Annotated in this window: 13 protein-coding genes and 1 pseudogene; 7 read left to right on the top strand and 7 right to left on the bottom strand. The window is 53.5% G+C overall.

Annotation, left to right across the window (positions count from 1 at the left end; all coding sequences use genetic code 11):
• Positions 1 to 112: 112 nt before the first annotated feature.
• Both FN829_RS16185 and FN829_RS10530 read left to right on the top strand, forming a co-directional pair.
• Positions 113 to 220, top strand: a pseudogene (locus tag FN829_RS16185) (7-cyano-7-deazaguanine synthase QueC); the annotation flags it as partial.
• Positions 221 to 478: 258 nt separating this feature from the next.
• A complete protein-coding gene (locus FN829_RS10530; protein ID WP_142986941.1) occupies positions 479 to 991 on the top strand; it encodes a hypothetical protein in 513 nt (170 codons plus the stop codon).
• A 255-nt stretch (positions 992 to 1,246) separates the two neighbouring features.
• Here FN829_RS10530 and FN829_RS10525 read toward each other — a convergent pair whose 3' ends face one another.
• Positions 1,247 to 1,600 carry a hypothetical protein gene (locus FN829_RS10525; protein WP_142986940.1) on the bottom strand — a complete coding sequence of 118 codons (354 nt, stop codon included), beginning with the start codon at positions 1,598 to 1,600 and terminating at the stop codon, positions 1,247 to 1,249.
• A gap of 156 nt (positions 1,601 to 1,756) precedes the next feature.
• Here FN829_RS10525 and FN829_RS10520 point away from each other — a divergent pair, with 156 nt between their 5' ends.
• From FN829_RS10520 to FN829_RS16180, 3 genes are all read left to right on the top strand, one after another.
• Complete coding sequence (locus FN829_RS10520) at positions 1,757 to 3,136, top strand: PD-(D/E)XK nuclease family protein (RefSeq protein ID WP_142986939.1); 1,380 nt, start codon at positions 1,757 to 1,759, stop codon at positions 3,134 to 3,136.
• Between the two features lie 194 nt (positions 3,137 to 3,330).
• A complete protein-coding gene (locus FN829_RS10515; RefSeq protein WP_142986938.1) occupies positions 3,331 to 4,203 on the top strand; it encodes a hypothetical protein in 873 nt (290 codons plus the stop codon).
• 155 nt (positions 4,204 to 4,358) lie between these two features.
• Positions 4,359 to 5,657 carry a metallophosphoesterase family protein gene (locus FN829_RS16180; RefSeq protein WP_246066497.1) on the top strand — a complete coding sequence of 433 codons (1,299 nt, stop codon included), beginning with the start codon at positions 4,359 to 4,361 and terminating at the stop codon, positions 5,655 to 5,657.
• A 112-nt stretch (positions 5,658 to 5,769) separates the two neighbouring features.
• On the opposite strand, the gene FN829_RS10505 is transcribed toward FN829_RS16180, so the two are convergent.
• Together FN829_RS10505 and FN829_RS10500 are read right to left on the bottom strand one after the other, a co-directional pair.
• A complete protein-coding gene (locus tag FN829_RS10505; RefSeq protein WP_142986937.1) occupies positions 5,770 to 6,132 on the bottom strand; it encodes a hypothetical protein in 363 nt (120 codons plus the stop codon).
• A 175-nt stretch (positions 6,133 to 6,307) separates the two neighbouring features.
• The gene (locus tag FN829_RS10500; RefSeq protein WP_185955742.1) at positions 6,308 to 8,695 is read right to left on the bottom strand and encodes an MBL fold metallo-hydrolase; all 2,388 of its coding nucleotides are present in this window, start codon (positions 8,693 to 8,695) and stop codon (positions 6,308 to 6,310) included.
• 203 nt (positions 8,696 to 8,898) lie between these two features.
• On the opposite strand from FN829_RS10500, the gene FN829_RS10495 reads away from it, so the two are divergent.
• On the top strand, positions 8,899 to 9,291 hold the full coding sequence (locus tag FN829_RS10495) for a hypothetical protein (RefSeq protein ID WP_142986935.1): 393 nt from the start codon (positions 8,899 to 8,901) through the stop codon (positions 9,289 to 9,291).
• Between the two features lie 209 nt (positions 9,292 to 9,500).
• On the opposite strand, the gene FN829_RS10490 is transcribed toward FN829_RS10495, so the two are convergent.
• The 4 genes from FN829_RS10490 to FN829_RS10475 all read right to left on the bottom strand — a co-directional run bounded on the left by FN829_RS10490 (position 9,501) and on the right by FN829_RS10475 (position 16,483).
• Entirely contained in the window at positions 9,501 to 9,938 is a 438-nt protein-coding gene (locus tag FN829_RS10490; protein WP_142986934.1) for a hypothetical protein, read from the bottom strand.
• 62 nt (positions 9,939 to 10,000) lie between these two features.
• Positions 10,001 to 12,889, bottom strand: coding sequence for an AAA domain-containing protein (locus tag FN829_RS10485; protein WP_142986933.1), 2,889 nt, complete (start codon positions 12,887 to 12,889; stop codon positions 10,001 to 10,003).
• Positions 12,890 to 13,047: 158 nt separating this feature from the next.
• Entirely contained in the window at positions 13,048 to 14,382 is a 1,335-nt protein-coding gene (locus FN829_RS10480) for a hypothetical protein (protein ID WP_142986932.1), read from the bottom strand.
• 121 nt (positions 14,383 to 14,503) lie between these two features.
• The gene (locus tag FN829_RS10475; protein WP_246066496.1) at positions 14,504 to 16,483 is read right to left on the bottom strand and encodes a vWA domain-containing protein; all 1,980 of its coding nucleotides are present in this window, start codon (positions 16,481 to 16,483) and stop codon (positions 14,504 to 14,506) included.
• Between the two features lie 402 nt (positions 16,484 to 16,885).
• Here FN829_RS10475 and FN829_RS10470 point away from each other — a divergent pair, with 402 nt between their 5' ends.
• Positions 16,886 to 18,478: an ATP-binding protein gene (locus FN829_RS10470; RefSeq protein WP_142986931.1), complete on the top strand. Its 1,593-nt coding sequence runs from the start codon at positions 16,886 to 16,888 to the stop codon at positions 18,476 to 18,478.
• Positions 18,479 to 18,528 lie beyond the last annotated feature (50 nt).

The following is an 18,528-nucleotide window of genomic DNA, read 5'->3' as shown; positions in this document are numbered from 1 at the left end:
ACGCCGACTCGTCGGCAGTTTATTCGCGCACACTCGGCTCATTTCCAAAGATATCCTATTGCCGCTCGGCCTTTTACGACGTGTTTCAGCAGACGATTAAGATTGGGGCACGGAGCCGGCGTGTGGGACGTGTGATGCGTGTGCGTTCCGGCTTGAGGCGTTCCGGAATGCTGGGTCACGCGATCCGATCGGGTATGCTGAACGGCCGGAGTTTTCGTGATGCGCTTGTTCAAACGAAGTAGGAGGTTCTGACCCGACCTGCTGCGCTCAAGAACCGTCGCTGACGGCACCGGTAACCTCCTTTTTGTGTTGAATTATCTCGCAATTCCGGTCAGAGCATGGATGAGCGTTCCAACGACACCAAACGCTTCTGATACTAACTGAGAGAGTAGTCGGGACATGAGTCTCTCCATCATGTGTTTTTGTGATCCCATATTCCTCAGACAACTTTATCAGATTCGGGATATGTACCTGTTCCATGTACTTTTGTGACGACTGTGGGAGTATGATAACCCCACAGAATGGGAGTGGTCAGTGTGAAAATTGCGGCGCAGAGTACGAAATACAGGATGGGAAGTCAGAATCGTTCGAAAATGAGGCTGAGGAGAACCTTGGTGTTGCCGACGGTGGGGAGTCCACAAAAACAAAACTAGAGTCGCTTCCAACGACAAAATCAGGAAGTATACCGAAATCGGAAGCGATGGATTGGCTGAAGGATCGAGATCGACCGTCGGGGGCCGAGATGAAGCGAGCGATGATGGAAAAGCCGAGCGACTTTGAGGGGAGCACATACCCGACAGATATCTCAAATATTCGAATTACCGGCGATCCCCAATTCATTGAAACCATCGCAGGGCTATTCCGCTGGGTTGTCGATATGGAGGACTACAGTCGTCGGGTTGAGATTAACCTGAAGGAGACTGAGGACCGGGAGACTGGTGAGAAAACGGGAAATTACGCATTATATCTGTCTGTTGCAGAACGCGGATAGCAGGCTTGTAAGACGCCATTACAGACGATTTCTCCGCAAGTAGCGATGGGCCGTTGTGACTCGGCTGGTAACATTTCGGCTAGTTATGAGCGGCACTGATAGCAACTTCTCGACGGCCCGGATAACGGCCAGTTAACGATCAGTCTGTGTGGCCGCTGCTCAGATTGAGCAAATAGAACATTCACCAAAGCGACTCAATACGTTGCTCGATTGCTTCGAACAACGTTGGTAATACCCTCGCCTCTGCTAAATGGGTTAGAACTCGTCCTGTAATTTGTCCATCTTACATTGGACACAGAGGTCATCGAAAAAGCAGGAGATGTTATCGTACGGGCAGTCGCGGTCCTCGACGTTGACCGATTGGCGACGTTTTTCGTTTTTCCAAATCGACTCCCAGACGTCGATGTCCATGTCGGCTGAGCTGAAGACCACTTCTTGCTCTCGGTCGATGATTTTCGCGGTGGTAACCTCGTGTTGATGTTCTTTGACGAGCGTTATTGCCTCTGTGTAGGATGAACACGGGATCACTCGTGTATCGGCATGGTCATCAAGGAGTTTCACTCTGATTCGCCCGTCATACTCCTCGGTGGGCTCTATGTGATTTGTCATGACCCGGGAGTTCTCAAACCCCACGCAAAAGCATTCGTGTCTGGGTTTCTAGCCCCGTTACCGTACAGGAGAATACAGAGGCGGGACGAGAACGAACGTCCTGGCTCGTTAACAGTGCCAATCAGTTTGAAGAACCGGTAGGAACGTAGCGTACCCATGGCTGATGATTCTCCGGAGCTTGAGCGTGAGGAGTTAGAGAAGTTTGTACAGCAGTATATGGAACTTGACCGGCGGACACAACGTCCGCAAGGTATCTATTCGATACTCTCTGCGTCAAGAGAGAAAAAATACCAAGATACGCTACAATACTTCTTAGATCCGCGGAAATCGCACGGATTCAGATACACGCTACTCAGTCAGTTTTTCGAGTGCATTGATTTCTATGAGTTCAATTTATCTGGCCAGCACATCGAGATTGAAGATGAAGTGTGGATTGCGGGCGACGAAGGAGAAGGGCGGATTGACCTGATTATTGCTGGTGGGAGTGCGTTGGGTGACCATCCACGCTGGGCGGTGTTTCTTGAATTGAAGGTCGGTGCAGAAGAAGGGACAGAACAAACTCGCAAGTACGCTGAGGCGGACACGTGGGATTTCAGTTGGTTTGACGCAGATACCATAGAGATTGAGAAACTAGAATCGACAAAATACGTATACCTGAAACGCGAGGCTGCTGACAGTCCGACAGAGTCCATATTTGAGGCTGTTTCATGGGCGGACCTCGCGGAGAGTTTTGAGGCCGGGACACAGGCGTCGCTCTTTGAGTATCCGAACCGGAGTGTTATTCAGTTCACAGATTTTATTCAGTCGCTGAAAGAGACAGAGGGTATGGACTCAGCTATTGACGAGGACGAACTCAATGAACGCCTCAACGTGTATTTCGAGCACAGCGACCTGATTCAGCAAGTAGAGCAGGCGAACAGCCAGTTCGAAAGCGACTTCGATGATGTAAGCACCTATCTACAGGACAACTGGGTCGATAAACTCGTCAGTAAGTACAACATTGAAGAATCTGGGTGGACCACTTCAGTATCGAGCAACCCAGAGTATCAGAAGCTCTTCCCGGCGTATTGGGACCAAGACCCGCTGAACAGCACCAGCACAATTCAGTTATTCTACCGCCATTCACCGACGACTGAGCTACTCCGAAACCAAACGCTTCGATTCAGGCTTCGGCTGCCACCCGCCCGAAACGTCCATACTGAAACGCAGGACAGCGGGCACTCGTTTAACACGTTGTTTGCTGAGAAGTGCCTCTCCACGTACAACGATCGAATCCACGACGCACTAACGAAGATCGGTGTTGACGATATACGACTAGGGAGTGCATCGGCGCTCGTTACCAAAGACTACCCGCTTGATCCGAATAATTTGGTTGGCTCATACTTCGACCAGCTAGACACTGCTGTCTCTGAGTTCTGTGGTCCCTATTGTGAACTTCCGATAGTGATGAACGATGTGTTTGAAGAGGTGTATCAAGATGTGTTCGATGAAGATCCTATCGGTGAGTTCCTCGGTGGTCTGTCTAAGAGAGAATAGGTAGTCGTCGGTCTACTTATTGCGAAGCATGGTTTTCCCTACTGATTTGTAATCGGAGGGCGATGAAGGTATGGTGTCTTAATTTTGATAATTTGTGCGCCACAGTTTTCATTCCGGTATATGACAAGTAAATTGGTGTATTCAAGATGAAAGCAGCATGTGCTTGCTTGGCATGTAGTGGAGGCGGTGAGCGTATGGCTGAGTTCTTTGACCGGGGTTGGATTGTCGGTCACTACGATAACAAAGCAAGCTACGATAGTGAGGACTACAAGCAGCGTGGCGCAAATCAGCTTGAGTTGATGCGTGACTGTGCAGAATCTTCTGAGCCACAGCTGTGCTCCCTCCGAGTGGCAAAGAAAATCAACATTCCTAATAAGAAGACATCGGAAGGACATCCGATTACATCTGAACACCGAAAAATTGCGGTTGTAGAACCCGGAACGACTCCATTATATGGGTTCCACGCCGACGAAGGCGGCTATAGGACATTCCCTGTTGGGCAGGAATCGGAAGCGCAAGATGCGTTCGATCAATCAGCAGCAGATTATCTGTACAAGATCGTTCCTATGAGTGGTGAGCCTCAAGTGATCTCGGGCTCCGAATACCGACTTAACGAATACGAGACACCAAACACGTTCTCGCCTTGGAATACCTTTGCTCCTCAGCTTGAGGCACTATACAATGGAGACGATCTTCCTGAGTTGAGTCCTACATCATACACCAGTGATCAGACAGAATTACTGTGCGAGGAATATATTCGAGAAGTCATCCCGGAATTCTTCCCGCTAATTCAGACTGGTGGGAGTACAGGGACGAACCAAGGTGTCGATATACTGGGCGAGGCATCGAGCAAGACAATAATTGGCGAAGTTAAAAATAAGAGTCAAATCGAAGATGCCGTCCTTACGACGCTTCGGAACTATACCGCAGATGAAGTCGACGCATATTATTTCGTCAGAGGGGGTGGCTCTGCTGATGGTGTGAGTGTCATATCAATTGAGACCGTTCTAGAGGAACTTTCGAACAAATACAACGGTCAAATGCTTGAGCGAATGACAACATACTGAGTTCGATTCAACGGTACCTCCTCGGGTATCCCTGCCGCAGGTGGATTCAACAAAGCCCCTCAAAATGTTCGATAGGTCTTGAGAGGGACAGTGACAGAAGCCAATTGCTATCACATGGAAGAGAACGTTTGTATACAATGAGTGCTGGGAATGAATTGACTGAGCTCTACGATTCTCTGGCTGTCCTCTATCGGTCACTCCCTTCCGAGGCGGATTCAGAATGGCAGGAGGCGGTCAAGTCCGTTCTGTACGGTGGAGAGTTGTTAGCTGACGAGGCATCTTGTTACGGGGCGCAACAGAAGGACCGGAATCTGGGGAAGCGGAAGGAGTACGCACGACGACATGGAAACGGGAAACGAGTAACGGAGTTTTCGGCGATTACGGTCGCGGAGCCGCGTAAGTTTGATTGCCGCTACGTGCCCTCGGGTGCGAAACTCCCGATTGCGCCGGAGTCGGGGGACGTGCTTCCGGTGAAGGTGACGACCGAAGAGGTTGATCAGGCGATTGCGTTACTGGCAGAGTTACCGGCTGAACCGACAGCTGATCGCTCCGATGCTGGTGCGGATGTGTTGCTTGACCCGGCGCGGGTTCGGCAGGCACGACAAACTGCGAGTCAGAGTACCGGTGATGAAGAGACGACTGTGCTGTTCGTGAGTGATACACACCTCGGGTATGAGAACCGCGCGGAGACAGGCAGTGGCAAGACAGTGTCGTGGATCGATGAGATTTCGAGCCGAGAAACAATCCACCGGATTCGAACAATTGCGATCGAGCAAGATGTTGACGCGGTGCTCCACACTGGCGATGTACTAGATCACGAGGTGGATGCGGTGACGCTTGATGCCGCAGCATCGAGTTTGGATGTCCTGTCGCAACTCGGCATCCCAGTGTACTGTATCATCGGCACACACGATCACAATGCAGCGAACCCGCAGCACTCGGAATCCGTCGATGGGGTTGCGTGGCTGAAAGAGCAGGTGAGCGATGGGAACCTCATAGAATTGGACACGACTCCAACGGCAGTTGCTGGCGGATCACTTGATGCGTATGGTGTGTCGGCAGAGAACGTTGGAATCGACGATGTCGAGACCTACAACTCGCTGGGGTGGCGGCCATCCGGGATTGCGTTCGGTGCGGCCTCACCGGGGCCGAACGTATTGTGTCTCCACGAAGGGATGACACCGTACCGGTCCCAGAGCGTTGCGGATATTGATCTCGATGAGTTGGTTGCGGAGTCTCGTGTGTCGTTCGATTGCGTGCTCGTCGGAGACGAGCATCGACCGAAACACGATGATTTCGAGAATGGGTATACGTTCGAGACGCAGGATGGAACCCCGGTTCTGTACACGGGGCCAGCAGTTCGAGTGAGCTGGCCGTACCGTGACCGCGACGCGTTCGTGACAGTTCTCACAATCAGTGACAGCGGAATCACCACGACGCGACACACTGTGTGAGCACTACTCGGTGCGTGTTGAGCCAAACTCGGTTAAGATGAGGGAGCCGCCAGGTGGACTCAGTGTGCGAGCTTCTAGTCACATGAGGTTGCTTCACTCGCGGTGTCGATAGTTACTCTTTCAGTTTCCAACCCATCTCTTCAGAAGAAACTTCATGTTCTCTGAGGAAGCGGCGTTTTCGGTCTTCTGGCCACGAATTGCCGTACCTCTCGGCGTATTTCATCCGAGTCGATTTTTCCTGTGAATCTACCGACTCTTTGTCCGACTCAGATGTGTCATTATCATCATGCCGACTTGATTCACTCTTTTCCTGTTGTTTTGAGTGACTACCAGAGGGTTCGGTTACCTTCACGTCTTCAGGAGTAAACGCAGGCCCATCTTGCCCGTCGTGGGCTGTTCCGTCACTGTCGCCGACAGTCCCTGGCATTGAATCGCCCACATCGTGGTTCTTATCTTTCCGTCGGCGTTTCCCCATGCTAAATAGAATACATGTTTGTGTGATAATACTTGGGGGAGAGATCGAATCTCATCAGATATTGTAATTTTCTTCATCGGAGTCGTTCATATTAACCATACTCGGAGGTATTGTGTTCCGACCCAATTTGCAGGTCTGATTTTCAACATGTAGTTTAAAATTTAGATGTGAATTACTACGTACTCACAACGTACCATCGAACCGCGGTAGCGACGATGTCTTCACGTGATTGAGCAGTCGATGAAGGATGTTCGGTAACGGCGTCGACGAGTGCTGGGTCAACGCGGATCGTCACGGTTGGTGTCTGGTCGTCTGTGTCGAGTCCGACAAAATCTCCAAGGAGCTCTCCGTAGGCCATGGTTTTGAACGAATCAAGATCACTGAACTCATCGGAATCCGCAACTACGCCAGCTAAGGCCTGATCCACTATCGACGAGTGTGAGGAGACACTGGTCTCCGGTTCAGTCTCTGTTCCACGAAGTCGGTCACCAATGTATGCTGTCGTCGCGTCGGTAGCGACATCAGCGATGGTTATCGGACCTTCGTTAGTCTCTGCTATGAGGTAAGTGGCAAGTGCAGTTGTTAGCGGCTCTAACACAACAGAGAATGCCCGATGGTCTTCCTGCTCAGGCGATGTAGTAGGTGATTCTGGTGCGGGTTGAGACTCGGTCGTTTCCGTTTCCGGAATTTCCGACGAGGGTTGAGTTTCGGTTGTTTCTGTTTCCGGCTTCGAATCCGGCGACACGGATGGAGCATCAGGAGAATCCACATCATCATCACTGTCTGCCGGCGTAGTAGCGTCCGAATCATCAGACTCAGCGGTTGAACGAGCTGAAACAGATTGTGAAGTACTGTGATCGGCATCATCAGGGCTATCGGTATTTTCATCATCAGGTGACTCGGTTTCGTCTGCCGATGTCGCTGGCTGCTGACTACGCCGTACGATTTCTTTGAGATCTCCTTTTGAGAGCTCCCCGGATTGTATTGCGGACACAACCCAGTCATCAAGTTGATTGAATGATGCGCCAGTGGTGCGAACAAGCCCTACGGATTCGGCAGGTGAGCCTTGCGAGTCGGATTTCGTATCGTCCTGATCGTCATCTGAGGTTGTCATGCTGGGTGAGTCTGATTTGCGGGCAGTTGCCGTCGAGGAGCCGGGAGCGCTAGCAGACGCCTCTGTTGTGGTCGGGCCGGTATACGCCGTCTCCTGGGCCAGTACCTGTTTCACGTGCTCGATGTCAATGCCTTCAGCGGGAAGATCGACCGTTGGGGAACGTGATAGACTGGGCAAATCAATATCGGAAAAGAGATCTGTTTCAGTTAATGCACCGACGCTTTGCGTCGTGGCTTGTGTTGGGGTCCGACCGCCGTTGGGAGCCCACGGCGGTGCGCGCCACTGTCCATTCGCGTACAGCGTGTACTCGCCAGCATCCGATGGTGACCAAACGTTACTATCGAGATAATTGAATTGGTTACCAGCCCCGCGATGCGTATGCGTGATAACGGTGTGCTGTGGGTTAGCCGACTCATGTACCGATTCTAGCGCGTCGTATTCCGGATGGTTCACGATGCGGAAGTCATGAACGGTACACTGTCCGCTCCGAATCGGAGATTGACCGGACCCAATCAGCTGTACGACACACGCGTCTGGCTGATCCCGTAACACGCCATATAGTCGGCCAGAACTACGTTCACTCGGAACATCTGGGCCAGCGATCGTGATTATCCCGCGTCCTAAGGCCTCATCGGTATGCGAAAACTCCGGGACAGGTTGGACAGTGTCTGCCTCGTATCCCAATCGCTCATACAGCTTTGCGGCCTGCCCAACGACGCGTACTTGGACTCCAAGTTCAAATTGCTCAATCAACGCGCCCAATAGATACGCAACGTGAACACCCACAATACCGCTTGTCGTGACGAGTGTCTGCATTCCGCTATGTGCTTGCTGTAGCGCAATACCTAGCCCCTCAGACAACTCTGAAGAGAAGTTGCTGCTCGTCGCCACGGTGAGAAACAGAACATCTACGTCTTGAATCGACTCAAGTGGGAGTCCCGGATAGCCGCCCGCCCGGGTGAGTGTAAAATCACCCGTCGCAAGAATATACCCGGTGTCGACACCCTGATCCTTCTCAAATCGGAATAGGTACCCCACTGCCCCTGGGACGTGGCCGGCAGGAATCGGATGAAACGCTACTTCTGATCCGACCGACGTCCACTCGTCGACCGGTTCGATCGCCGCTACCATCGAATCATCCGCTTCAACGCCTGTCTGTTGTGTGGCGATATCGAACACGTCGCCGATGATTTTCGCCGTTGCTGGCGAGGTGTATACTGACGTGTTGGGGTCTACACACTGATTTAGAGACTGGTAATGATCCGAGTGCGCGTGAGTGAGACAGACAGCGTCAATTGTTTCGCCAGGATTCAGTATCCTATCAAACTCAAGTTCTGCACCGGCATCAACCAAGATGGTTGTTGGATCATCAGTCTGTGTAGACTGAAATCGCAAGAGAAAGGATTCATTTCCCCCAGTTGGGTTCGCATGATGATAGGATAGATTCACCTGAATTTCTAATAATTTAGCAGGTCATAATGATGTGTCGGTGTTGGTGGGCAAAATCGGAGAGCTCTGTACTGAACGATCTGTGAGTTCCCGGAACAGATCGCTACTAACGAACCGTGCGATTGTTGCGACGCTGAGTTAGAAGCCAACTGACCAAAACGTGGTTACTAGTCCCCCTCTTAGGGGGATGTGAGAATACACTCATGACCGACAATACCCCACCATTTGAATTCGACGAATTGCACGGACTTCGAGACCATCTTATTGAACAGTTTGATGAAGAACTCGTCACAGCCACGCTCAATGTGATCGAAGGTAATGGGAACATCACCGAAGCAGAGTACCGTGTCGCCGTAGCACAGGAATTCTGTAAGTTCGTTGGCGGACCAGCAAAAAAGAAAGTGGGCAACCGCTACAGGACCGGGCCCGAAAGCGCCCTTGATCGGGCGTTCACGAGCGTTGCTTCCGCATTCGATGTCTCAGAGTCTACCGTCAGAGAGCGCTGTGTTCATACGCGATACGATGAACCTAGTGCTACAGAACAGTTTAGGGATGATCTCCAAACCATTTGCCGTCAAGTTCAAGGAACTGATTAAAACACCAACCACCGGTGGTTCTATGACTGCCCCACCTCCGATCCGCTCAAATGGCTCATACCTCGAAACTGGAGCGTAGCGAGACGATTTAAGGTACTATCAGAATCATACATTGTACTGAGTAAGAGTGGAAAGATGTCGGCACTCACAGAGTTTCGAACAAGTACAGACCCGGAGTAATCGTAGACCCGGTACTCAGCGTGATGAGTTCAGCTTTGGACCTTGATTTGCTCGCCGATGAAATAGCTATTTTCTGCTTGGAGGCGAACGCGGTATTCTTCGCCCGCGTTTCCGTTTTCAACGTGGATGTGCCGCCCTTTGTATTCAGCAATCGCGTTCCCGCTCCCGCTGATACGATCGACAGTGACTGTTACTTCAGTCCCCTCAAGTTCTGACATTGAGGCGGGCTTTGAGCTGTGAGATGTCTTATTCTGCTTCGACTTCGATTGCGACTCCGACTGCTGGGATGAGCGCTTGTGCTTTTCCTGCGACGTCACTTTCCCGTCAACGATAACGTTCGTCCCTTTGCGAGCCCGGTCATGGAACGTTCCTTCACTGTCACCGACTGTTCCTGGTGCTGAGTCACCGATATCGTGTGCTGGGTCTTGGCGATGACCGTAACCGTAGCGATCCTCATTCGAAGCCATACAACTAATTATATGTTGTTGAACTTAATGGTATGTGTTGACAATCCGCTGGTGAACGGCAGCTATAGACTGATGTCCCGGAGTCGCCCCATTTCGTTTAGATACTCGTGAAGTTGAGCGTATACATCAGCAGAACTCTCGTCAGGAGATTTGTGGTCTGCAACTGTAGAAAGAGTCTCCCAGTTTCCGACGAGCACAAGTCTGCGTCTTGCCCGGGTGAGCGCGACGTTCAGACGGAGTTTACCCTCGTCCGGGAAGGTCAGAAACCCGCTGCTATTGTAGGGATTCGATCGAACGAAGGAGACAATAATAGCCTCCCGTTCAGAGCCTTGGAAACTATCGATGGTGTCGATCTTGATGTTGCTACGGCCGTGGATTTCCTTGTCGTCTAATGCCTCTCGAATCTCGCGTATCTGAGCGGTGTATGGCGTTATGATACCAATGTCTGTAGCATCAACATCGTAGCTTAGCAGGTGTTTCACTGACCGAGCAACAACGTCGGCTTCTGCAGAATTGAACTTCGAGGAGGTCTGGTCGGTTGTTTCCTCGTCACCGGCTACGTTGAGTCCGATAATTGATTCGAGATCTCCGATGGTCCAATCATTATTCTCTGGGCCGTGTTGGAGTGGGCGGTCGTAGAACGCTTCACTAGCGAAATTAGCAATTTCACTGTTCATGCGATATTGGATATCTAGGCGCTCACTCACGTCGGACCCATACAAATTGAATAGATGCTCGAAGAGAGAAATGTGTAGTTCTTCGTCTTTAGCGGTCTCATTAGAGCAGTATGGCGGAAGTTGTCTGTGATCGCCGGCGAGAACAAGCGGAGTTCCTTTGAGCCATGGAACTAACGTCGCCGGTTGGCTTGCCTGAGTCGCTTCGTCGACGACGACTAAATCAAACGAATCAGCATCTAAGGCTGCAGCGGCATTCGTCGTCGATCCGATGATATCAGCGCCGGCTCGGGGGACGTGTGAGTAGTGAGCATTAACGACAGCGTTCTCGGAGTGGTAGCCAACTCTGGCCATCTTGATGTCCGTGTTTTGAACTGTGGCGTGGAGGCTATCTTTGTCAATAGCGTCGGGCTGTGATGAGCCGACGAGAAGATTATCGATAGCGGGGTTCGAGTGTGCACAGGCAAGAACCCGATCGCCACGAGCAACGGCTAACTCAATTAGGGCAGTTAGCGTTCGCGTCTTCCCTGTTCCTGGGGGACCGTGAATACAGAAGACAGTATCCGCTCCTAATGCCCGCTCCACCGCCGTTCGCTGATGATTATTCAGGAGACCGGAATACGCAGTTGTACTCCCGATATTGGTCTCTGTGAGCGTGGCTTTCCCTGAGAGTGGCTTTCTGATGCGGTCAGTTTTGAATGCCTCTTTTGTCGCATCGCGTTCTCTGTCGTAGGGAGTTGGATTGAGTAAATCCACAATGTGGAAATCTGCATCGTCATTGGTCAGAGCGGTGTGGACTGCGCTCCAACTGTTGTCCCCTTGTTTCGGAGAAATTCCGATTGTCTGATCATCAGTGAATGTTACCGATGCTTCAATAGGGAGTACGGAACCGCCGTGCGTGCTCCCCAGTATCACTTGTTGCCGAGGGAAGATCCCAAACCGTTCAGTCAATTCGGCTGGTTCGTGCTCGTCTTCTGGGACAGGGCGCTCAAACACGTACTGAACATTAACGTGAGGGTTGTGTTGCTTGCCGAGTGGGACTAACTCCTCGATACAACTTCGGTGCTGGGTGAGTTCGTAGAGTGGTAGTTCATTATACTCGTTCCATGCTGTCTCTCGCTCTTGTTCTCGTTCTAAACTGACGAAGTTGAGCAACTCGTTACGATAAGCGGTCTCTGAAGCTCCCAGAGACGATACACTGGTATGTGTCTTTGCGGGTGGTTGTCTCCGAGAGAGATTAGCCGGTTGCGGTATCGGTGCCTCGTCAATTTTTGTCCCGAGATTCACCAGACAGGCAATATGATCGCTTCCCGAGAACGGCTGACTACAGACATTACACTCACCCTCGATCTCAAACAGCTCGTCGTGCTCATCGTTGATGTGCCCCACAAGCGAGTCACGCTTGTCCACTCGGGTGGTACACGCTGGGCATCGCAGATACGTTGTTGATGTTTCTACGGCGAGATCTATGCCGGCTTCCTTGGCGAGTGAAAGATAGTGCCGTTCGAATTTCTGGTCAGAAATGTCGTATGACTGCTCACCACAGTCCGGACATGAAGAAGAGATATCCGAACCAGCATGCTCCGTTTTTATGTGCTCTGCTAATGCTCTCTTGTTGAATGCAGCGTAGTCGCAGATGAAACAGTCTGAGTAACGCGGCGAAGCCAATGCCATGACCGTGTGAGACTCAAACTCATCAATGCAAGACAGATGATTCCGTATCTCGTGAAGAGAGATGGATTGGCCACAACCGGGACATTGTTCAACTTCGCTGGTACCGCCCCAGTGGTCTGTCCAAATGTGCCAGAAGATTTTGCTCTTCGTATCTGCTTTTGAATCACATCCCGGACAGTCATACCTCCCGTCAGAGTCAAGATGATTTTCGAGACAACCGATATGATCGCTTAATTCTTCATCAGCACTGATTTGGTCGTCACACCCCGCACAGTACGTCTCTGCGCCTAAGAATTTCCTCACGTCTGCGCGAGCATGATTTTTGAGATGAGAAGTAAGCTGGCTTATCTCGGACTCGCGGTTCCCGCATAGTTGGCAGAGATACTGATGCCCTCCACGAAGGAATTCAACTTCGGAATGATCTATGTCAATAAAACAAGACAGATGTAGAGTGAAGGTGGCCTCAGAGATATTCGACTTACACTCAGGACAGATCTCAAGATCTTCGAGATCCCTTGGAAGATGGACATCTCGAATGTGTTTCAGCAGGCCACTACAGGTCGTAGTTCGATCTTCACAACTAGGACACTCCAAAACACTCATCTAAACTATATATTCCCCACGAATCATATAAACTCGGCGACCAAAATATCACCGTCTATCACAGCTCATTTGAGTTATTGAGTCAGGGGACAACGTCAGAACCAACGAACAATCGGAAAGTACTCACAGCCGAGAGAGCCCCTGGCCCTAACAGTGCGTCAAGCGTCGTCGGCGATATAGATGAGCGTCTGTACGTCGATCATTGACGCGTCACCGGCACGGGCATCGATTTTGCGCATGAGCTCGCGGCACGCGACAGCAACTTCGTGATATTGGCGAGCGTTGAATCCGGTGTCAAGGCCATCAAGCGTTGAGTACGCCGCGAAGAAGTGATCCATGCGCCGGTACTGAAACGTGATGTGTCGATCCGGGTACGCGTACATTAGCAATGCCGTCGCGGCACGGAGGAGTGATCCGGGGCCCCGAGCGTTGTCGGCTCGCGTGGTGAGGTGATGGAAGAACTCATAGAACTCGTTGAGCCGATCGACAATTGGGAGGTCTTCATTGTAGAGATCGCTGAGCACGGCAGCAGCATCCTCCGAATTCTCGTGACAGTGCGCGACGATGTCCTGCCACGTCAGCCGGAGGAACTGTCCGCCCATCATTTTTGCAGGCACGTTCGACACCGCGTCGAACTCCGCGTCAGGCTCTTCGATCGCTGCGAAGAACTGCGGGATCTCTGTTGGAGTCAATTCTGTGAGGTCAAATTGGGCACGAATTACGTCCTCGAAATATTCTGCGAACTGCCATTTCCACGATTCGATATGCGTACCGCCCCAGTGAGCGGTTTCGAGGTCGTCGTACGCACCCGAGTCACGAGCATCCACGTGTGATTCGATGAGCGCATCGACGCCGTCCCATTCAATTGGGTCTGCGCTGCTGGTGTGGACGCGGTGTCCGATGAGCGGGCGGAACAACGCTGCGTGTGGCCCGGTGAGCTGGGCGTTGATCGTGTCGCGGTCAGCGGTCTGTACGAGTTTGAAAAACTCGTCAATTTCCGCGTACAGCGGCACTTCGTACGAGGTTCCAACAGAGGCGTGCCCCACGACCGACTCGTAGTCCTCTGCAAACTCCGAAATCGCGGTTACAACAACGTCAGGCGTCCCGACGTTGTCATATCCGAGTGAACGGAGCACGGTTTGGGCTTCGAGCGTGGGGATGGGATGGGCTCCACCTTGGAGCCGAGCGTATAGTTCGTGGATGCCCCACCCAGGATCGGACCCAGCGAGTCGATCAAGCCATGTCGGATCGAACGCATCGGCGTCGGTCATCTCAGCGAACACATCGTATAGTGAGTCAATCGCGGAGTCAGGACCGAGCAGGACAGCAGCACTCGGAGCCCAATAACTCGCCAACGTGTTGGCGTTCCACAAGGCACGAAACGTCTCGGGAGATGGGTCAGTGAGAAACACGTCGAGTTGCTGCTCGCATGCGTGCGTTCGGTTCGTCTCGGTAAAATCGATGCCGGGGGAGATAGGGCTCTCAGACACCATATCTCGCCACGCAGTGAGCGCTGGGGTCAATGAATGGCTGAGCGTAGACCGAGTCATACGATGCCTCGTGACCACAGTTGGTTATACACCAAGGGTGAGGCGGCGAGTGCTGAGACCAGCGTCATTTCGAGATCTCGGCCTCCTGTTGTACGTTCGACCGCCAAAGCGTGTCGAGCAACGACAGCTCTTGGGACATCGACTCGTCGTTCACGGCCTCCACTTCATCGAGCAAATAACTGCGGAGCGTAGCGAAGCGGTGTGCGTACTGGTCAGAGACGACTAGTGGCACCGACTCGCGCTCGTGCTCACCACGTTGGTCCGGTAGCAGCCAGTCGTCGATGCCAGTCCCGGTGGCAGAGCCGTCGTGGACGTCGCGGGCCCATGCGCGAAGCTCTCGGGCATACCGGGCGAGTGCGACGGCCTTCCGCACACCGTTGTGCGTGAACGAGCCTGTTTCGTCGGGCAGCGAGACCGACGTGCACTCGGTGTGTTCGCCCCCGTTGCGGTCCGTCCACGAAGCCTGTAGTGCGAGGCTCCCCTCTCCGTCTGTTGGAGCGAGTCGAATCAGGAGCACCCCACCGCGGGCCTCGCCGTCTTGCTTGGCCGACGGGAACAGCGACCCGACGTGCATAAGTTGGTCACTGGCAGCATCGCTCGATGGAGAGCCGTGGACAGCCTCGATCTCGTACCCGTCTGCGTCTAGTGCTAACTCGAGGTCGTATACGAGTGGTGTCACCATGTAGGCGAACTCGTCGCCGAGTCGCTGTTCGAACTCGTCTGCGGAGTGGATGAAGTAGTGGTTCGCGCCGCGGATCCCCGACACCGCGTCTGCCAGTTCGGCGTTTGCGTCCAACCCCATGCCGATAAACGTCGTGTGAATACCGTCGGCGGCTGCGTCAGCGAACAGGTCGGTGAGTTCACTCGCGCCCGTTTCACCGGTATTGGGCATCATATCGGTCATGAAGATGACGCGGCGCTCAACGTCTGAACTGGTCGTCCCATCGGCCAGCATATCGACAGCGGCTGCGAACCCGTCTTCCATATTCGTGCTGCCGCCGGCTGCGATCTCACGGATGTGCTGTCGAATCGCGGGCATGTCCGTCGCCCCCACATCCCGGATGGGTTTCGCCACGTGGGCGCGGTGGTTGTAGAGAACGACACCGAGTCGATCCTCCGCGTGGAGCTGTTCGGTGAGCGCACACAGCGACTGCGTCGCGGCGTCGATCTTCGTCTGGCCGCCGGTGTCAGCCTCGCATTGGCGGCCCTGCTCGTCGTAGTAGTATTCGTCGAACTGACTAGACATCGATCCCGAGACATCGAGCACCGCCACGAGGTCGAGTCGCGGCCGCTCGAACTCGTCGACTGACAGCGTCGAGTCGAGTCCGACCGAGAGGTACTGCTCGGTCTCACCAGAAATCGGATGCTCTGTAACTGCCGCTGCGTACCGTGGTGCGAACAGTGACTCTGTCGCCGTTCGCTCGCCCGTCTCGAAGTAGTAGTCGTAAAACAGCCCTTCGTCGCTGATCGCGTCCGGTTCCGGAGTGTATCCGTTCACAACGTTTTCCCGGAAATTCGTCACGTCTTTCGCTCCACCAGTAGCGAGACCGACCGTCTCGGAATTCGATATGCAGTTCAGCCCCCCGGGACTCGCATCTGCGTGCATCTCAGCATCGGCACCGTGCTCGGCATGATGAAGTTCGAACTCATCGACGTGACGACCACAGGACGGACAGACGTAGTCGGGTGCGGTGACCGGCTTATCACGCATCGGCACCCAGTCGTCGGCTTGTGCACCAGCAGAGAGGCGTGTGAGCGACGACGTCGAGTCGAGGATGAGGAAGCGCTCGTCGATCCCGAATGTGTCTGCCGCGCTCACGACTGTGGAGTCAGCAGTGTCGAGTACCTGTCCGGCCCGGAGCTGATCGCCACAATGCGGACAGCTGTGGGCCGTCGTCGACGAGGTATCGACCGGGTCGGCGGCGAGCAGCTGTGAGAACGCGTACATAGCACCGGTCTTGAGCGGCCACAGCGAATGGCTGTCTGGTGTGGCTAGCACGGTGAGCTGATCACCTGTCTGGTCGGTAACGAGGAGTCGGGACACTGGCGCGCCGTCGCAGTCGATCGTGCGTATGGTGACGAATTCAGCGTCAATATCGAGCCGGTCCCCGGGTCGTGTGTCGGTAAATGTATCGTCCATAGTGGTGTGGTGGCTGCCGTTTACCCGGGCAACCCGCGGGCCCTCAACCACAGTACACGCATCGCCGCCGTGCGTAATCAGATAAGCACCATCGCAGTGGCGTTTTTGTCACACTTACACGCAATAGTATGCGCCATCGTGTTTTAACTCCTTCGTTAAAATGCATTTGAGAGCGATTCGATTAATGATAATCAACACCGTGGTGCGGCTTATTGATATAGAGGAGCGAAAACAGACAGAGAGCGCGTATCAACCGCACAAAGCGGACGCTACAACGCAGAGTAATCAATCGTAACAACCATTGCGATGGTACTCTTTGAGATACAACATCCTATGGCTCTCGATGCTGGCGACGCCCTTGTCGAATCCCTCCACGAGCACAATCCGTGGTGGGACGACGGAGCCGACGCGTTCGATCTTCCTGCGCGCCACAAAAGTGATTTCTACCATCTCGCACGGCCACACGCGTCCGGCAGTCAGTTCGAAGACCAGCCCATCCTCGCACTCGTCGGGCGTCGCGGCGTCGGCAAAACCACGCTGCTCCACCAGTTTATCCACCACCGCATCGACGCCGGCGACGTCCCTGAGCAATTCCTCTATCTTCCGTTCGACGCGAACCCGCTGTATCAACTCCAATCCGACGAGCAACTCGCACGCGCCATCCGGTATTATGAGAGCCGTGTCTACGGACGCGCGCCTGACGACGCGCCGCAGTTCATCCTCCTTGACGACATCCACCAGATCGAACACGCCAACAAGCCAACGATCGACGGGTGGGGAACAGCTGTCGCTGACCTCATCGACGAACCGTCGGATCGACACCTCGCGCTGACTGCCAGTGCTGACGTACAGATAACCCGAGAACTCACCGACAGCGACGTCCCACAAGACGCATACGACGTCCAACCCATCCTCCCCGAAAAATTCCGAGATTATCTGTTCACGCTTTATCCCGACCTCGAAGAGGAAGAGACCCGCGTCAGCCCGAGTTCGATACGCGCGGGCACCAACAGCCTCCCGGCCGCAATAGACGATGGCAACCTCTCCGGGCTTATCACAGAACTACAAGAGAAGTATGAGAAAGTCGCTGACGCAGAGGCTCGTATCCAATCACAGGTTGTCGAGTACCTTGCGATGGGTGGCATCATCAGTTACGAACAGGATGGCGCTGTCGACTCAGCACGTGAACTGAGCGATGACGACTACACACAACTTCGGGACAACGTCCGAACCGCGCTGTACCAGGACGTGCCCGGCTTCGAATCGATTCAAACAATTGCGGACCTCGAACGGTTGTGCGCGTTGGCAGCCCGGAACCGCGCGACAGAGTCATTCCGATACCAAGAGCTCGTCGAGTTGTTCGATGTCGATCGCCGCACAATCGCCGACAGCTACCTGCCGGCGCTCGCTGAACTGTACGTACTCACCGGCGTCACGGAGTACGACAACAGTCGCCCACGTGGCGTTAGACTCTACCTCCGCGATACCGGGCTCGTGAATGCGCTGGCCGACGGTGCCCCATCAACGGTACGTAACGACTTCCAACGAGAAGCGGAACTTGCCCGTATTGCAGCCTTTGACCACACGATGCGGTTTGCTTACGGGGTCAACGCCGCACACGGAACGGACTCGACGCCCGCTGTGAAGTACTGGCGCGGCCGAGAGGGCGAAGTCGACTTCGTCTTCGAGGTTGGAGAGACGCCGGTCCCGATCGCGCTGGCGTACCGATCACGGACTCGTGAGACAGCCCTTGACGCGCTCCAAGAATTCCAAGACACATACGACGCCCCAGTTGGGTTCCTCCTCGCGGGCGATACCGTCCGTGGGATCGAACCAATTCAGCAGCCCAACGATGGTATTATTGAACTGCCATACTGGCTATACCTCTTGCTCTGTTAGGGGCGTTGCGGCAACAAACACACTAGTCGGCTATCTGATTCGCGTTGGCA

The organism is Halorubrum cibi (assembly GCF_900182635.1).
Taxonomy (GTDB): domain Archaea; phylum Halobacteriota; class Halobacteria; order Halobacteriales; family Haloferacaceae; genus Halorubrum; species Halorubrum cibi.
The sequence above is the reverse complement of the archived record's forward strand: the minus strand, read 5'-3'. Positions and strand labels throughout refer to the sequence as shown.